Here is a 17,021-nt window from a genome sequence, read left to right on the forward strand (position 1 = left end):
GCAAACCAAAGGTAAGGAGAAAAATGAAGACATTAATTATTGGCGGTAGTGCAACTGGAATGGGTGTTGCTGCTAGACTTAAGAGAAATGATCCTAGTATAGAAATAACTGTTATACAAGAAAAAGATTATGTTTCTCTTGGAGCATGTGGACTTCCATATTTTGTTGCAAATAATTTTGAAGATAAAAATATTTTAATAGCAAGAACCAAAGAAGAGTTTGAAAAAGCAGGTATTAAAATTATATCAAATACAAAAGTAGATTCAGTTGACTTCAAAAATAAAAAAGTATTTTTTAATAATCAATTTGAGGATTACGATAATTTGGTTTTAGCAGTAGGGGCAAACCCTATTAAGCCAAATGTTAGTGGTATTGATGGAGAAAATGTTTTTTCTCTTACAACATTAGAAGATGGAGTTTTATTAAAAGAAAAAATAATTAATAATGACAAAATCAAAAAAGTTATTGTTGTTGGAGCTGGTTTTATTGGATTAGAAATGACAGAAACTCTTACTGAATTGAATAAACAAGTATATTTATTGGAAATGGAGTCAAAAGTTATGAAAAAGGCTTTCGATGAAGAAATTTCTAATTTAATTGAAGAAAAATTAATTGAGAAAAAAATTAATACTTTACTTGGAGAACAATTAATAGAAATAAAATTGAAAAATAAAAAGGTTAGCTCAATTTTATTAAAAAGTGGCAAAGAAATTAAAGCAGATGCAGTTTTACTTTCTGTTGGTTTTCAACCAAATACTTTATTCTTAAAAAATAGTGATTTAAAAATGAATGACAGAGGAACAATTATTGTTAATCAAAAGGGTGAAACAAATATTAAAGGTGTTTATTCAGCTGGTGATTGTGCAACCTCTAAGGATTATATTAATAATGAAGATATTTATTCACCATTGGCTACAGTTGCAAGTAAATTTGCAAAAGTGATAGCAGATAATATTTCTAGAAAAAAATCAAAATTTGTTGGTTCTATTCAAAGTTCAATGTTAAGAATTTTTGATTTAGAGATAGCAAGAACTGGAATAACAGAGCAAACGGCATTAAAAAATAATATGAATATAAAATCTGTTTTTATTAAAGATAAAGATCACACAAACTATACTCCAAATCAAAAAGACTTATATCTTAAATTAATAATTAATGAAAATACAAAAGAAATAGTGGGAGCTCAAATGGCTGGAAGTAATAGTTCTGTTTTAAGAATTTATGCTTTGGCAGCCTTAATTTGACAAAAGGCAAAGGTAAATTCTGATTTAGAACAAATTGATTTACCTTATGCTCCACCATTTTCAAGAACTGTCGATATTATTCATATCGCTTTATCTAAGTTAAACAAATAAAAAAAGGAGAGATTATATGCAATTCTTAGCAGAAGAACAAGGTCATAATTTACTTAGAGATTTTGTAGCTATTAGTACATGACAATCACTTGTCTCTATAACTATATTTATTTCTTTACAAGTAGGTTTATGATTCTTTTTAAAGAAATATAAATTTGCATTTATGTATAGAGTTATACTTGGAATGTCAATTGGATTAATATTTGGTATTGTTTTACAATCTATTGTTGGTTTTCCTAACTCAGATTCATTTGAAGAAATTTCTAAACCTTCAAATGAATTATATTGAATTTATGAGTTAAATATTTGAGCTTCATTCTTTAAAAATATATTTATAAATGGAGTTTACTTATTAACAGTGCCAATTGTATTTATTGCAATATTTAAAATAACATCTAAACCTGGTGAAACTGGTTTAGGAAGAATTACAGCAAAGGGTATTGCTCTATTATTATTTAATGTGGCTGTAATGTTTACAATAACTTTTTTTATAGGATTATTAGTAAAAGTAGGAAAAGGATTTGAATTAACGCCTGATTCTTCTGTTACAGGTAAAGATAATGTACCATTACCGCAAATAATTTGAGATTATATACCTAATAATATTGTTGGTGCTTTATCTAAAAACACAATTATTCCTGTAATGGTAGTTGGTGCTTTAGCTGGTGGAAGTGTAAAAATTCTATCAAAAAGAAAACATGTTGAAATGGAAGCAATTAGAAAAGCTATGGACACAGGATGAGATGTCATGATGTCAATTTTAATGACATTTATGAAAATAATGCCATTGGCTGTTATGTCTATGATTACTGTTTCAATTACTTCGAGACCAATAGGGGCATTAGTTTCAATTGGTAAAATTATAGGAGTAGGTTATTTAGGAGTAGCAATTGCTTTGGGTCTTTTAACACTAGAAATTTTCTTAAGTGGAATCAAAGTTGGAGCTTGATGAAAAAATGCTTGAAAACCTTTAATACAAGGTTTCTCTACTCAATCTTCCAATGCATCCTTACCAATTGCAATGGAAACATTAACACAAGATATGAAAGTAAATGGAAGAGCTGCTAATACAATTCAACCAATTTCTACAACTATGGGATTGATTGCTTGTGCTGGGGTTCAATCAGGATTAGCTACAAGTATTCTATGAACAGGAACTGGTTCAGGAAGTGCTGTTCATGATATGGGATTATTCACATTCTTTATAATGGCTCTATTTGTTACTGTTATTGCATCACTTGGGATAGCTGGTGTTCCTGGAACTGCAACAGTTGTTACTGTTGGGGTATTAGGAGGAATTGGTTTTGGTGGTTATGCAGGAAGTGTTCTACAATTAATTGCACCTTTAGATGGTTTATTTGATATGGGAAGAACCGGGGCAAATGTTGTTGGAGGTGTAGCTGTTGCAACAATTGTTGCAAAATCAGAAGGTCTTATTGAAGAAGGATCAAATCTTTTAAGTGAGAGGGGTCTTAAATCTCAACAAAAAATTCTTGAAAATAAAGGCTTAAAGGATGAACATACTAATAAAATTATTACTTTAAATTCTTCTGCAATGAAAGAACTTAAAAATAAGGACTTAACAAAAGAAGAAAAAGAAAAATTAAAAATCAAATTAAAAGATGATTTAAAACAAGAAAAAGAAGTATATAAAGAAAAAATAATAGTTTTAAAAGACAAAAATAATGCAAAAAAAGATAAAAAGTAATGCAAAAAATACTATCAATTTTATAAAGTATTTTGTTTTAAAGTTTAGTTATTGTATGTATGAAAATTTAAAATAATTAATTTTTAAAAACCTTCAAAAATTATTAAAAAGTTTGAATCAATCAAATTAAAAATCAAAATAGAAGCAAAATTAATGGTCTTAGGTTTTAAAGCTCATCAAATCTTAATATTGAAATAGAAAAAAATAATGATGATGTTACAATAAAAACTACGTCTATTATTTAAAAAGAATGGATAAAATTTGCTACAGAAAATGCATATACAGAAGTAATAGAACTTAAAAATGTTAAAAATCCAGAGGGTTATAAAAATATTAAAGTTGAGGGTTTAAATGCAAACAATAGTTTAACTTTAAAATTGATTTAGATATCGTTGAATCAATTAATTGCATACAAAATAGGATAACATAATTGTAACTGCAAAGGAAAATGATCAAACTTGATTTAATTTAAATTTTCTTTTATCTGCTGAGAACGTTGCAACAAATTTTGAAGCTAATATTAAAATTATTTAAAAATAATTGATTAATCAATTATTTTTTTATTTTTATGCCGATATTAATAGTAGGAGGAGTATTAAAATGAATAATGTAACTATTATCGGCCAAATGGAGGGAGAACCTCAAGTTGTCTTTGACTCTAAAGATGGTCAAAAAAAATTGTATAAATTTGTTTTAAAAGTACCAAGAAATTATAAAACTAAAACAGGAGAAACTATTGATGATTTTATAAATGTAAAAGTTTGATCCAATATTTTAGGAGAAGAATATGAATATTTTGATCAATCTTATATTGGTGTTGAAGGAAGAATTGTATCTTTCGGAAACGCAGAAAATAATAAATATGGTAATGAATTAGTTGCAAATAAAATCTTTCAACTAAATTAAATGGAAAATGTATTATTATATTTTTCAATAAAATATAGTGGTGATTGAGATAAAATTTATAATGCATTAGATGAAAAAGAGAAAATTACTCATAAGGATTTGGATGAAGTTTCAAATTCAATTGATTGTAATTTTATAACTATTCTAAGTCCATTATATCCAAACTACTTAAAAAATACTCATAAACCACCATTTGTAATATTTTACAAAGGTGACATATCTCTTATTTCTAAACATAATAAAACAATTGCTTTGGTAGGTGGAGAAGAAATCAATGATTATGGGATTAAAAGTACTCAAATATTTATGAAAGATTTAAATGAGGAAGGTACTGTATTTTCAACAATTGAAAATATTGGTGTTAATAATGAAGTATTGGATAATGGATTAAAAAATAACTATAAGCTAATTAAAATAATTGAAGAAAGCATGAAAGATTATCTTAGAAAAACACTTGATGTACCAGAAAGAAAAAATTTATTGGCAATTACAGAAGTATATGAATCAAATAGTAATATTATTAATATTATGGGTGATTATGCAAATAGAATGATTTGCGGTATCTCGAAGGCAATTCTTTTTCTTCAGTTTAAGGAAAAAGATATAATAAAAAAATTGTTTTCATTTTCCATAAATGAAGGTAAAGAGGTTTTTGCCATTCCTGATAGTATTTATTCAGGGAATTCTACAAATAAACTAATAAAAGATGGTGCAAAGTTAGTAGAAAATGCAAAAGATATATTAAATCAAATTTAATAATGATATAATAAATTTGTGATAGAGATATCACACTTGTATGGCTAAGGCCTAAAAAACTAAGTATAATTAACTAATCATTTTATTCCCGACACACAAATGATAAAAGTTATTTAATTCAAAGAGAGATTTTATCTCTCTTTTTTTTACTTTTTAATGTATAATTTTTAAGAAAAGGTGAAAAAATGTCAAATAAAAAAATTAGTGAAGAAATAATTTTAGAAGAAAAAATAAGTAAATCTACTAATAATGATTTCAAAAAGAAAAAAAGTGGTAAAGCATTTTTTGCTATAATTTTTCATTATTTAAAAAGACATCCTATAGTTGGTATTTTTTTAGTTATACTTACACTTGCTTCTTCAGCTGCAGGAGTTTTAAGTCCTAAAATTATTCAAAATATTATGATAATATTAGTGCCACCACGTGATGCTCCACCAATTACAACTACACCATTATTTGGTTTTAATTTAACTTGAGTAGACTGAATATATGTCCAACTTGGATTATTTGCATCGTTAGCAATATTTACTTTTGCTTCAAATTATTTAGCTGGAATAATGGGTAAAAATGTAGAAATTGAATTAAGAAATAAAACTCTAGAAAAATTAGTAAAACAAGATATGAGTTATTATTCTGATAAAAAAATCGGAGAAATTTTAACAAAAATTGTTTCAGATACACAAATTATTGGAGATCAAGCACAACAAATTCCAGTAACAATGTTAAATGCATCATTTACATTTTTTGGTGCACTAATTATGATGTTCACAATAGATACTTATTTAACAATAGTTGTAATAGTAACAATGATTGTGATAGTAACATCAATATTTTCAAGTTTTGGAATTGTAAAAAAGGCTGCATTTAAAACAAGAGATTCTATAACAGCAATCAATGGAGATGTAACAGATAGAATTGCAACAGTTAGACTTATTAAAGCTTCTGGAACTGAAAATTATGAAACTGAAAGATTTAAAGAAATTCATAAGGACTACTTTAAAAAATCAAGTAGTTTAATTAAGTTACAATCTACAATTGTAACTATTTTAGTAGCAGGAATAAGTTCAATTCAAATGATAATAGTTATTGCAGCTGCAATAAAATGACATGATGATCCAACAACTATTTCTGTTGTTTTAACATCATTTATATCATCAGTTGGAACAATGGTTGGTCCCATTATGCAAGTTGCCAGATTACAAATTGGATTAATTCAGGCTTCAACTTCAGCTGTAAGAATTGATGAAATTATTACTTCAAAATCAAGAATTGACCCACATTATAATCCTGAGGAGGGAATTAAAATTGAAAATATTGATAAAGAAATTATTTTCAAAGATGTGGAGTTTAGATATCCAGAAAAACCAGAAAAAGTTATTATTCCAAAGTTCTCATTTACATTTGAACATGGTAAATCATATGCATTTGTCGGTGAAACAGGAGCTGGAAAATCAACAATAGCAAAGCTTTTATTAAGATTCTATGATCCTTTCAAAGGTAAAATTTTAATAAATGGAACCAATGATTTAAGAGATGTGAATTTGGCAAGTTACTTAGATAAAGTTGGTTATGTTGAACAAGAACCTCAAATTTTATTTGGAGATGTTCTTGATAATATAAAATATGGACGCTTTGATGCAAGTGATGAAGAAGCAATTGAAGCAGCAAAATTAGCTGAATTACACGATTTAGTAATGACTTGACCAGAGGGTTACAATACTATTCTTGGTGAACGTGGATTTATGTTGTCAGGTGGACAGAAGCAAAGATTAGTAATCGCAAGAATGTTCTTAAAAGATCCTCAATTATTAATTTTAGATGAAGCAACAAGTGCTTTAGATAATATAGTTGAAAAAGAAATTCAATCTAAATTAGATAGTCTAATGAAAGGGAGAACAACTGTTACAATTGCACATAGATTAAGTACAATAAAAAACGTTGATACAATTATAGTATTAGCTCCAGAAAAAGGAATTGCTCAAGTTGGTAGTTTTAGTGAATTAAAAAGTAAAACTGGGCACTTTAAAAATCTATATGATGCAGGTCTAATGGGTTAAATTTGTTCAAAAGATATATAAAAGACCTCTTATTATAATAAGAGGTCTTTTAATATCTATAATTATGATAAAGGACTAACTTTAGCTCACTTGATTATTGAATTTATACTTTTTTTGCTCTTTGATGTTAATACTTTTTGTGCACTAGCATCGTTTATATCTGCTTCATATTCTTCAATATATTCTATTGGTTGCTCTCCTTCTAAAAATCATAAGACCTTAACTATATAAGCAAAAGCTCATGTCCCCTCAATCAAAGCTTCTTGATATTTTGTACTTTTAAGAATTCAATTAATTGCTTCCTCTTCAGTTTCAAAACTGGGAATTTCTTTTTCAACTTCATCTATAAGTTTTGCAAATTTTTCTGTATGAATATTTGCTTGTGTTTCTGCTTCTTCTAGTGTTTTTGGCTGTTCTGGTAATTCAATACCATTTGTACATGAAACAACATTAGCAGTTGCTAAAAATCCAGTACCACTTAATCCAAACGCTGATAATATCGATAGTATTTTTTTCATTATTTTTCTCCCTTTGTGTTTTTCAACACTATTATTTTATTAAAAAAAATCAGTATTTATAAAATATTTTTTATTTTTTATTGGTAAACTAAAACTAAGATAAAGGTATTATACTTAATAAGTCTAAATTTTAAGTGAAAGGAATAATTATGATAGAAAAAGAACAAATAAACAAAAAGGAATTGAGCATTGATGAAACAATACCTTTAATTGAGATCACTAATATTACAAAAACTTATAAAAATAAAAATGCATTGGATAATGTTAGTTTAGTGATAAATCCAGGAGACAGAATTGGTATAATTGGTCCTAATGGTGGGGGAAAATCTACTTTGAGTGAAATACTTGGAGGTATTAGAAAACCAACTTTAGGTAAAATTAAAAGACAAGAAAATATGACAATTGGATTACAATTCCAAGAATCAAAATATCCAATTGGAATTACAGTTTTGGATATGATTAAGTATTATTTAGAAACTTTTAATATTCCAATGACTGAGGGGAAATTAATTGAAATACTAAGAAAATTTCAAATTGAAAATTTTAAAAATAAATTCTTAGAGGGTTTAAGTGGAGGACAACAACAAAGAGTAAACATACTTCTAAGCTTAATTCATAATCCTGATTTAGTTATCTTTGATGAAATTTCAACAGGATTAGATATTGAAGTTAGAAGTGAAATTTTTGATGTAATTAAAGAAAATGTTGTAAGTAAAAATAAAGCTATGATTTTAGTAACACACATGATGAGCGAAATTGAAGAGCTTTGTGATAAATATATTTATATTCACAATGGAAAAATTAAAGAGCAAGGATTTGTTAAGGACTTAGTAAAAAAATATGGATCAGTTCATAATTTTACTTGAAAGAAATTTAAAGAAGAAAAATCAGCTGATTTAAAAAAGGATATTGAAAAATCAGATAAGGAAAATAAAAATAAATTAGATAGAATTATTAATAGTGAAAAAAATAAAGGGAAAAACCTTCCTTTAATAAAACTTTTAATGAAATACTATGCAAAGGGTTTTGCAGTTCCATTCTTCTTATTTTTCTTCCCATTGATTCTTCTATTTCTAGAAGGGTTTGTTTTCAAAACTATGGAAATGCCTGGATCAAGTGGTCAACCTAAATATGCTTTATTACATAACTTAATAGGTTCATTAGCAATAATGCAAATAATTTCTGTGGGAGTTTTTATAATTCCACAAACAATTTTAGAATTTAAAAATAGCGTTCTTATGAAAAGAATTGGTGCAACAAATATAAAACCGATATTCTTTATACTAACTGTTGTAGCAATGGGAATTGTTTTCATGCTTATGGGATTCTTATGAACTTTACTTTGAGCTGGGATAATGTTTGGTGGAGAGTTTGGTTGAGCAAATGTTGCTTTACCAGTGCAATTTGGAGAATCAATTCCATTTTTATTGTTGACATTAGTTCAAGCAGTTGCAATGGGAATGTTATTAGCAAGTATATTTAAATCAACAACAACTTATATTGCAGTTTCAAATATTATATATATGCCAATTGCTTTTTTAGGTGGTTCATTCTTACCAATTGATTTAATTATGAATAGTCCAGTTCTAAAATATGCAACTTATTTAAATATATTTAAATATTGCATGGAGCCATTTACAAATGCTTGAGCAGGAAGATTTATTTTTGATTTAGAGACTGGGATTTATTTAGCAGTTTCAATAGCAATGGTAAGTGCCTTTACAGTGACAGCATCATTTAAATTAAAATGAGAATCTTAAAAACATTTTATGCACAATTTTATATTGTGCATTTTTTAATATTAGAAATTTCTATTTTATTTATCTAAGAAATAAAAAGATAACTTCTTTAAAGATACAAAAAATAAAAAATAGAGAAATAAGACCGGATTAAGATATTTAAATTAAATAGTTAATAATGTAAAAAAGAAAGTAATTTTACTTCTTTATGCAAATAAAGGATGAATCTTAAAAAGAGTCAAGATATTAATAATAGGTTTTTAACTGCTTATTTAGTAATAATTTATCAAGATAATTAATTTTGAAAATATATTTATAAAATTTAGATAAATTGATATTTACCTTTTATTTTAAGTCACTTTTTTTGTTATAATTAAACAATGAAAAGAATAGTTAATATTATTGGAGCTGGATTATCAGGTTGTGAAGCAGCTTACCAATTGTCAAAAAGAAATATCAAAGTTAAATTATATGAAAAAAAGACCCTAAAAAGAAATCCAGTACAAAAATTGGATTATTTTGCTGAATTAGTATGTTCAAATACTTTGAGATCAAGTGATTTAAAAAATGCGGTAGGAACTTTAAAAGAAGAAATGAGAATGTTTGATTCATTAATAATTAAAGCTGCTGAATTTGCTCAAATACCAGCAGGAGGTAGTCTTGCAGTAGATCGTGAATTATTTTCAAAATTCATTACTGATGAAATAAAAAATAATAAAAATATTGAAGTAATTGAAGAGGAATTTAAAAAAATAGATGGAACTCAAATAACTTTAATTGCCTCAGGTCCATTAACTAGTGAAACATTACAGTCAGAGATTTCGAAGTTAATTGGACAAGATTATTTTTATTTCTTTGATGCAGTTGCACCAATAATAACCAAAGATTCAATAAACATGGATATTGCATTTAGAAAGAATCGTTATGAAAAAGGAGAAACTCAAGATTATATTAATTGTCCTATGAACAGAGAACAATATGAGTTATTTTATAAGGAGTTAGTATCTGCTGAATTAGCTCCTGTACATTTAGAATCGGAACAAAATCTAAAATACTTTGAAGGTTGTATGCCATTAGAAGTAATGGCAAAAAGGGGATTTGACACTTTAACTTTTGGCCCTCTTAAACCAGCAGGTTTAAGAAATTTTGATGGAACAAATAATTTTGCTGTAGTTCAATTAAGACAAGATAATGCTGCAGATAATCTTTATAACTTTGTAGGCTTTCAAACAAATCTAACATGACCAGAACAAAAAAGAGTTTTTAGATTAATTCCTGGTTTAGAAAAAGCCAACTTTATAAGATATGGTGTTATGCACCAAAACAACTTTATAAATTCGCCAACTGTTTTAAATGAATTCAATCAATTAAAATCAAATAATAATATATTCTTTGCAGGACAAATTACAGGTGTAGAGGGTTATGTTGAATCAACTTCATCAGGTATAATAGCTGCTATAAATATTGCAAGATTATTAAATCAACAAGAGCTTATAAAATTTCCAATAAATACTGTAATGGGTGGATTACAAAATTATATTATTTCAACAAGTTCAAAAAACTTTCAACCTATGAAAGCAAATTGAAGTATTGTTGAAAATTTAGCAATTAAGTCTAAAATTAAAAAAGAAGAAAAAAAAGATATGTATTCAAATAGAGCTTTAAATTCAATGAAGCAATTTATTAAAACATTAGTATAAATAGCGAAAGGTTAATATGAGAGAAATTGATAAACAAAGTATTTTTTGGTATGGTTTACATAATTTGGTACAAGAAAATGCACAACTTAAATACTATATTACAACTCAAAAGGAACTTATTTATAATTTATATCCAGTAGTTTATTTAGGAGTTATTCAATATTCTTTATATCGTGGAATTGTTTTAACACAAATTCCTTTAGAAGAAAATAACTCTTATACAGAATATATTTTAGAAAGATATGAAGAAATCTATAAAATTAGATATAGATTTGTAAAGGACAAACCAAGAAAAGCAAACTTAAAAGATGAGGAAACTTATGAATTATGTTGAGATATAATCTCAAATCTATTATTACCTTATATTAATGAATATTGTTTTAGAACATATGAAATGTGAAAAAATTTATCTCAAGCTTATATCAGAGAATTAGTAATTAACTATGAGTATGACATTAATTATGAAGCTGATGATGGTAAAATAAAAGCTTCAACAATTTATCCATTTGTTTTCACTTTAAGTTTAATAGGTATTCAAGAAAAACAGGGTTTATATCAAAGAATTGAAAAATGTTATCAAAGAGATGTTCTATTAAGAAAATTTAATTCTGGAAGAGAATGAAGAGAAAAAGAGTTAGATTATTTAAATGAAACTTATGAATTGATTCAAAGTGATGAGGAGTGACTTTTCTTTTTAAGTAATTTTTCGTCGTCCAAATGAAATAATTTTGATTTAAAAGAACGCTTTAAAGCTCTTTTCCAATTAACAAAATTAACAACTATTCTTATGAAAGAAGAAATTAGTGCAGTTACTATGCTTGATGATGGTGAGGAGTTATTTGATCAATTAAAAAACTATCTGCCTTTATTTATATCTGATGATAAGTATATTAATGAAAATGGTGAAATAAATAATGAATTAAAAAAATCAAATATTAAAATCTTATCACCTTTTGCAAATCAAAATATTAATATAGAAGTTTTAATTCCTTATATTGAATCAAAAAAGGAAAGATTTATTTCATATAATCAAGAAGCTCTTTTTAGAACTTCAGAAATAATTTATACAGTACTTGCAAAATTAAGATTAATTTTATTAATTCACGAGTACTTACCAAATTTAATAGATTCAAGAATAAAACCAAAGAAAAAGCTTTTTGTTGATGTTTTAAATCTTTTTGAAGAAACTAAAGAAGATAAATTTAAAAGAAAATTAGATGTTGAAAATCTATTAGAATTTGACTTTTTAATTTCTGAAGATGATATCAATGAAGTTTTAGAATTAAAATATACAAAACTTGATGACTTTTATGATAAAAAATGCTTTTATAAAATTGGAAAAATAATGAGTTTATTGCTTGGAGTTGAAAATACAACAGCTTCAAAAATGAATTATGACTTATTTGAACTTTTTAAAAACATTCTTATTTTAATGGGTCCTCATCCTTTGGATCACACTGTTCAAACACAAGAACTAGTAAAAAAACTTTATTCAAAATTTGAAAATATGTGTAAAGAATATGAAAATTTATTATGCAATGACTTTGAAAAATCTAAAATGTATATTTCAAATTTGGAACTTCCTTTAAAATTATTAAGATGAAAAAAATAGATTAGTTATAATATAATATTTTTGAAAAGGAAAAAGGAAAACAATGAGAAAATTATTAACAATTTTAGGAGCTGTAACTTTAGTTGCATCTTCATCTTCTAGTGTTATAGCATGTAATAACCCAGGACCAGATCCTGTGATTAAACAAGATTTAACAGATGAATTATTGAAAGAATTTGTCAATGAACTTGGTGAAATTAATTATGAAGGGCCATTTATATTTGAAGAAGGATATGAAATAAACAATAATATAATGGGAACAAGTTCAATTTTAGGACATTTAGCTTTAGAACAGTTTTATGATTTAATTAATGAGAAGTTTAATTATAAAGATTATTCTTTTATTCATGGAACAGCAGAAACATTAAATCAGGAAATTAATGGAATAAAAAATAATGTTAAATATACGTTTGAGGTATTTTTTAGATATCGAAGTAATGGTAAATTTAATGAATTTGATAATGGAGGAATTAAGTTTAAGTTTAATTTCACTCAAACAGAAAAATATAGTAATAAACAATATTTGGATGTATGATTTAATTCAGTAATTAATCAAGATTTTTATAAAAATAATAAAGGAATGAGTACATCTAAACTTGAAAATTTAAATAATTTTCATCACTTGGATATTGAGTTAACTACTGAACAGTTAAATCAAATTAATGATAAAGAAAAGGAACTTGATGTGCTCACAATGGAACTTGAAAATGCAATTAAGACTGATGAGAAAGTAAGAGAGAAATCAATATTAAATTTAATAAATATTAATGTAGCAGATTTTGAATTACTTGGTGAGTATAATGAGTATAAAAATAAATATAGTCTTGATTTATTAATCTCAATGAAGGATAATAAAAATGTATTTCTGAAAACTCAAATAGATACATTATTAAATAAAGAAATATAAAGTGAAAAAAATATTTAAGAGTAAAAAGACTATATTTTCATTAATTGCTGGATCTTCTTTAGTAATATCAACATCACTTATAGGAGTTTTAAGTATAATAATTTTTCTAATTATATATTCTATGGTAAAAAATTTAATATAAAATAACAGAAAAATGTAACCTAAATTTACCAGTAGTTTTACTACTGGTTTTTAAATTAAATAAAAAACAAATTTAAGTTATTAAATTTATATAATATAATATTTTTGAAAAGGAAAAAGGAAAACAATGAGAAAATTATTAACAATTTTGGGAACTGTAACTTTAATTGCATCTTCATCTTCTAGCGTTATAGCATGTAATAACCCAGGGCCAGATCCTGTGATTAAACAAGATTTAACAGATGAATTATTGAAAGAATTTGTCAATGAAATTGATGAAATTAATTATGAAGGTCCATTTATATTTGAAGAAGGATATCAAATAAATGATGATATAATTGGTACTCAATCAATTATAGGACATTTAGCTTTGGAACAGTTTTATGATTTAATTAATGAGAAGTTTAATTATAAAGGTTACTCATTTATTCATGGTAAATCTAGAATAATAAATAAGGAAAAGACTGAAATTAGCAATAATGTTAAATATAGCTTTGAAACAGTTTTTAGATATAGAAGTAATAGTAAATTTAATGAAGACTATAATGGAGGAATTACATTTAAGTTTAATTTTACTCAAACAGAACAGTATAATAATAAGCAATATTTGGATGTATGATTTAATTCAATAATTAATCAAGAACTCTATAAAAATAATAAAGGTATGACAACTACTCGTTTTGAAAAAACAAATATATTTAATATTCTATCTATGAAAGTAACTACTAGCGAATTAAATGAGATTGTTGACCAACAATTAAAACTTGACAAGATTAAAAAAGAGATTGAAGAGAACATTAAAAGGTATGAAAAAAAACAAGAAAAGTCAATATTAAATTTATTAGATATTAATGTTGTAGATGTTAATTTATTAGATGAATATAATGAAAGTCTTGATTTATATAGTTTAAATTTAATAATTTCAATGAAAGACAATAAGGACATTTATTTAGAAAAAGAAATAAATACATTATTAAAAAAGTAATATAAAGTGAAAAAAGTATTTAAGAGTAAAAAAACTATATTATCATTAATTGCCGGATCATCTTTAGTAATATCAACATCACTTATAGGAATTTTGACTATAACAAATAGTTATAATAATAATTTTTCTCACTATGTATTTGATGGTAAAATATTTAATACAAAAGAGGAATTAAATGAGTATATTGATAATAATATTAATTATACTTCAAAAGAAACTGTGAATATAATTCTCTAAGTATACATAATGTTAAAAAAACATAAAATGTATACAAGGAGAATTTTTTATATGGCAAATGTTAGAGGTAATAAAACAAATATGTTAAGTATCAAACAAAAGCAAGAATTAGTAAATAGACACTATAATGAAAATAGAACTTTTAGAGAGCTTTTAATTGAATATGGTGTATATTATTCAACAGCAAGAAATTTTTGCATAAATTATAAAATATATGGAGCTGAATGTTTAATTTCAAAAACAGGAAAGCACAACAGACACTCTAGTGTTAGACCAAATTCTTTAGACCCAAAAGATAAGGAACTAGCAATTCTTAAAAAAAAGATTAAATGATTAGAAATGGAAAATGAAATTATAAAAAAGTTTAATGAAATGAGAGAAAAACAAAAGAAAATAAATTATATTTATAAAATTATAGAAGAATTTAAATATAAATATAGTATTTCATATTTATGTAAGCTTTAAAAAATTACTAGATTACGTTATTATAGGTGAGTTAGCAATGGTAAAAAGAATTATCTTATAAAAATAGAAATTGATATGGCAAAATAAATAAAGCTTTTATTTTTTACATATAAATGTATTTAAGGTAGTCCTAGAATAACAGCATGTTTAAAAAGTAAGGGAATAAAGATTAGTCAAAATAAAGTAGCAAGAATAATGAGAATATATAAGATGGATTCAGTAATTAGAGTTAAAAAGATGATTAGAAAACCTAAGGAAAAGAAAAGTATTACTCATGGACCCAATATTGTTAGTAGAAAATGAGAAATTTATAAGAAGAATGAATGGTGACTGACATTACTTATTTACTATTAAATAATAAATTTGCTTATCTTTGCATTTTAAAAGATGTTAGACAGGATTTATAGTTGGTTATAAATAGTTTAAAATAAATGATATAAAAATTTACAGAGATACTCTTATTAATTCAAAAAAATATAGAAACGACATCAGCAAATCGCTTATAATTCATTCTGATAACGGTTCTCAATATACATCATTTTTTTGCAAAAAACTATTCAAAAAAGAGTAATATAAATATTTCTTTATCAAGACTTGGAAATTCAATAGATAATGTAATGTGCGAAATATTCTTTTCTTCATTAAAAGAGGAAGGAAAGAAAGAGTTAAAAGTAAACTCTTTTGAAAAAATGGAAAGCTCTATTAGTAAACATATTCACTTCTATAATTATGAAAGAATACGAGTTAAATCTTCTAACCCCTCCATCTTATGAATACTTTAATAATTGAATCAAAATAGAAGTAATTGCATTTAATGCAATTACTTTATAAAAAAGCATTTTGTGTAGTTGACAAAGTATATTCAAATTAATTTCGGTGGCTCTTTTTTTATGGTAATTAACAGTAGTTATTAAATATAATCTCCATTTATTTATTATAAAAGTGGGGAAGTGCTTATTAATATTTAAGCTATAATATTTTATTTTTGTAAAAATATTTTTGTAAAAATAAAATATTTTAAATTATTTATATTTATATAATATAATATTTTTGAAAAGGAAAACGAAAAAAATGAGAAAATTATTAGTAATTTTAGGAGCTGTAACTTTAGTGGCTTCTTCATCTTCTAGTGTAATAGCATGTAATAATCCAGCACCAGAACCAGTTATTAAACAGGATTTAACAGATGAATTATTGAAAGAATTTGTCAATGAAATTGGTGAAATTAATTATAAAGGGCCTTTTATATTTGAAGAAGGATATGAAATAAATAATAAAATAATCGGTACGCAATCAATTATAGGACATTTAGCTTTAGAACAGTTTTATGATTTAATTAATGAGAAGTTTAATTATAAAGGTTACTCTTTTATTCATGGTAAATCTAGAATAATAAGTAAGGAAATGAATAAAATAAGTAATAATGTTAAATATAGCTTTGAAACAGTTTTTCGATATAGAAGTAATAGTAAATTTAATGATGAGTATAATGGAGGAATTAAGTTTAAGTTTAATTTCACTCAAACAGAACAGTATAATAATAAGCAATATTTGGATGTATGATTTAATTCAATAATTAATCGTAATTTCTATAAAAATAATGAAGGTATGACAACTTCGTTTTGAGAAAAAGCGGATATATTTAATAATCTTTCTATAAAAGTAACTACTAGTGAATTAAATGATATTAATAACAAGGAATTAAAACTTGATAAGATTACAAAAGAACTTGAAAATAGCATTAAAACGGATGAAGGCACAAGAGAAAAGTCAGTACTAGATTTTGTTAATATTAATGTAGTAGATTTTGAATTACTAGATGAGTATAATGAGTATAAAAATAAATATAGTCTAGATTTATTAATCTCAATGAAGGATAATCAAAATGTATTTTTGAAAACTCAAATAAATACATTATTAAATAAAGTAATATAA

At 25.0% G+C, this 17,021-nt stretch carries 16 protein-coding genes; 15 read left to right on the forward strand and 1 reads right to left on the reverse strand.

The annotated features are described in order from the left end of the window. Positions 1-23 precede the first annotated feature (23 nt). The 5 genes from AACL15_RS01555 to AACL15_RS01575 all read left to right on the forward strand — a co-directional run bounded on the left by AACL15_RS01555 (position 24) and on the right by AACL15_RS01575 (position 6,782). The gene (locus tag AACL15_RS01555; RefSeq protein ID WP_339034656.1) at positions 24-1,355 is read left to right on the forward strand and encodes a CoA-disulfide reductase; all 1,332 of its coding nucleotides are present in this window, start codon (positions 24-26) and stop codon (positions 1,353-1,355) included. A 16-nt stretch (positions 1,356-1,371) separates the two neighbouring features. Further along, positions 1,372-3,063, forward strand: a complete 1,692-nt coding sequence (locus AACL15_RS01560; protein WP_339034658.1) for a dicarboxylate/amino acid:cation symporter — start codon at positions 1,372-1,374, stop codon at positions 3,061-3,063. A gap of 600 nt (positions 3,064-3,663) precedes the next feature. Beyond that, complete coding sequence (locus AACL15_RS01565) at positions 3,664-3,969, forward strand: single-stranded DNA-binding protein (protein ID WP_339034660.1); 306 nt, start codon at positions 3,664-3,666, stop codon at positions 3,967-3,969. Then, a complete protein-coding gene (locus AACL15_RS01570; RefSeq protein WP_339034662.1) occupies positions 3,970-4,725 on the forward strand; it encodes a DNA-processing protein DprA in 756 nt (251 codons plus the stop codon). Between the two features lie 185 nt (positions 4,726-4,910). Continuing rightward, complete coding sequence (locus tag AACL15_RS01575; protein ID WP_339034664.1) at positions 4,911-6,782, forward strand: ABC transporter ATP-binding protein; 1,872 nt, start codon at positions 4,911-4,913, stop codon at positions 6,780-6,782. A 62-nt stretch (positions 6,783-6,844) separates the two neighbouring features. On the opposite strand, the gene AACL15_RS01580 is transcribed toward AACL15_RS01575, so the two are convergent. Next, positions 6,845-7,300: a hypothetical protein gene (locus AACL15_RS01580; protein ID WP_339034666.1), complete on the reverse strand. Its 456-nt coding sequence runs from the start codon at positions 7,298-7,300 to the stop codon at positions 6,845-6,847. A 149-nt stretch (positions 7,301-7,449) separates the two neighbouring features. On the opposite strand from AACL15_RS01580, the gene AACL15_RS01585 reads away from it, so the two are divergent. The 10 genes from AACL15_RS01585 to AACL15_RS01625 all read left to right on the forward strand — a co-directional run bounded on the left by AACL15_RS01585 (position 7,450) and on the right by AACL15_RS01625 (position 17,021). Further along, the gene (locus AACL15_RS01585) at positions 7,450-9,060 is read left to right on the forward strand and encodes an ABC transporter ATP-binding protein/permease (RefSeq protein ID WP_339034667.1); all 1,611 of its coding nucleotides are present in this window, start codon (positions 7,450-7,452) and stop codon (positions 9,058-9,060) included. A gap of 359 nt (positions 9,061-9,419) precedes the next feature. Continuing rightward, positions 9,420-10,739, forward strand: a complete 1,320-nt coding sequence (gene trmFO, locus AACL15_RS01590; RefSeq protein ID WP_339034668.1) for a methylenetetrahydrofolate--tRNA-(uracil(54)-C(5))-methyltransferase (FADH(2)-oxidizing) TrmFO — start codon at positions 9,420-9,422, stop codon at positions 10,737-10,739. Between the two features lie 16 nt (positions 10,740-10,755). Beyond that, positions 10,756-12,351 (forward strand): hypothetical protein, encoded by a 1,596-nt coding sequence (locus AACL15_RS01595; protein ID WP_339034670.1) that lies wholly within the window; start codon positions 10,756-10,758, stop codon positions 12,349-12,351. 43 nt (positions 12,352-12,394) lie between these two features. Then, positions 12,395-13,258 carry a lipoprotein gene (locus AACL15_RS01600; protein WP_339034672.1) on the forward strand — a complete coding sequence of 288 codons (864 nt, stop codon included), beginning with the start codon at positions 12,395-12,397 and terminating at the stop codon, positions 13,256-13,258. Between the two features lie 268 nt (positions 13,259-13,526). Then, positions 13,527-14,384, forward strand: coding sequence for a lipoprotein (locus tag AACL15_RS01605; protein WP_339034674.1), 858 nt, complete (start codon positions 13,527-13,529; stop codon positions 14,382-14,384). Positions 14,385-14,390: 6 nt separating this feature from the next. Then, positions 14,391-14,621, forward strand: coding sequence for a hypothetical protein (locus AACL15_RS01610; RefSeq protein WP_339034676.1), 231 nt, complete (start codon positions 14,391-14,393; stop codon positions 14,619-14,621). 51 nt (positions 14,622-14,672) lie between these two features. Then, positions 14,673-15,086 (forward strand): hypothetical protein, encoded by a 414-nt coding sequence (locus AACL15_RS01615; protein WP_339034678.1) that lies wholly within the window; start codon positions 14,673-14,675, stop codon positions 15,084-15,086. 135 nt (positions 15,087-15,221) lie between these two features. After that, the gene (locus AACL15_RS01620; protein WP_339035084.1) at positions 15,222-15,440 is read left to right on the forward strand and encodes a hypothetical protein; all 219 of its coding nucleotides are present in this window, start codon (positions 15,222-15,224) and stop codon (positions 15,438-15,440) included. Positions 15,441-15,703: 263 nt separating this feature from the next. Next, on the forward strand, positions 15,704-15,868 hold the full coding sequence (locus tag AACL15_RS05475; RefSeq protein WP_422398401.1) for an IS3 family transposase: 165 nt from the start codon (positions 15,704-15,706) through the stop codon (positions 15,866-15,868). 289 nt (positions 15,869-16,157) lie between these two features. Further along, complete coding sequence (locus AACL15_RS01625) at positions 16,158-17,021, forward strand: lipoprotein (protein ID WP_339034680.1); 864 nt, start codon at positions 16,158-16,160, stop codon at positions 17,019-17,021.

It is taken from the genome of Spiroplasma endosymbiont of Cantharis rufa (assembly GCF_964019665.1).
Classification (GTDB): domain Bacteria; phylum Bacillota_I; class Bacilli_A; order Mycoplasmatales; family Mycoplasmataceae; genus Spiroplasma_A.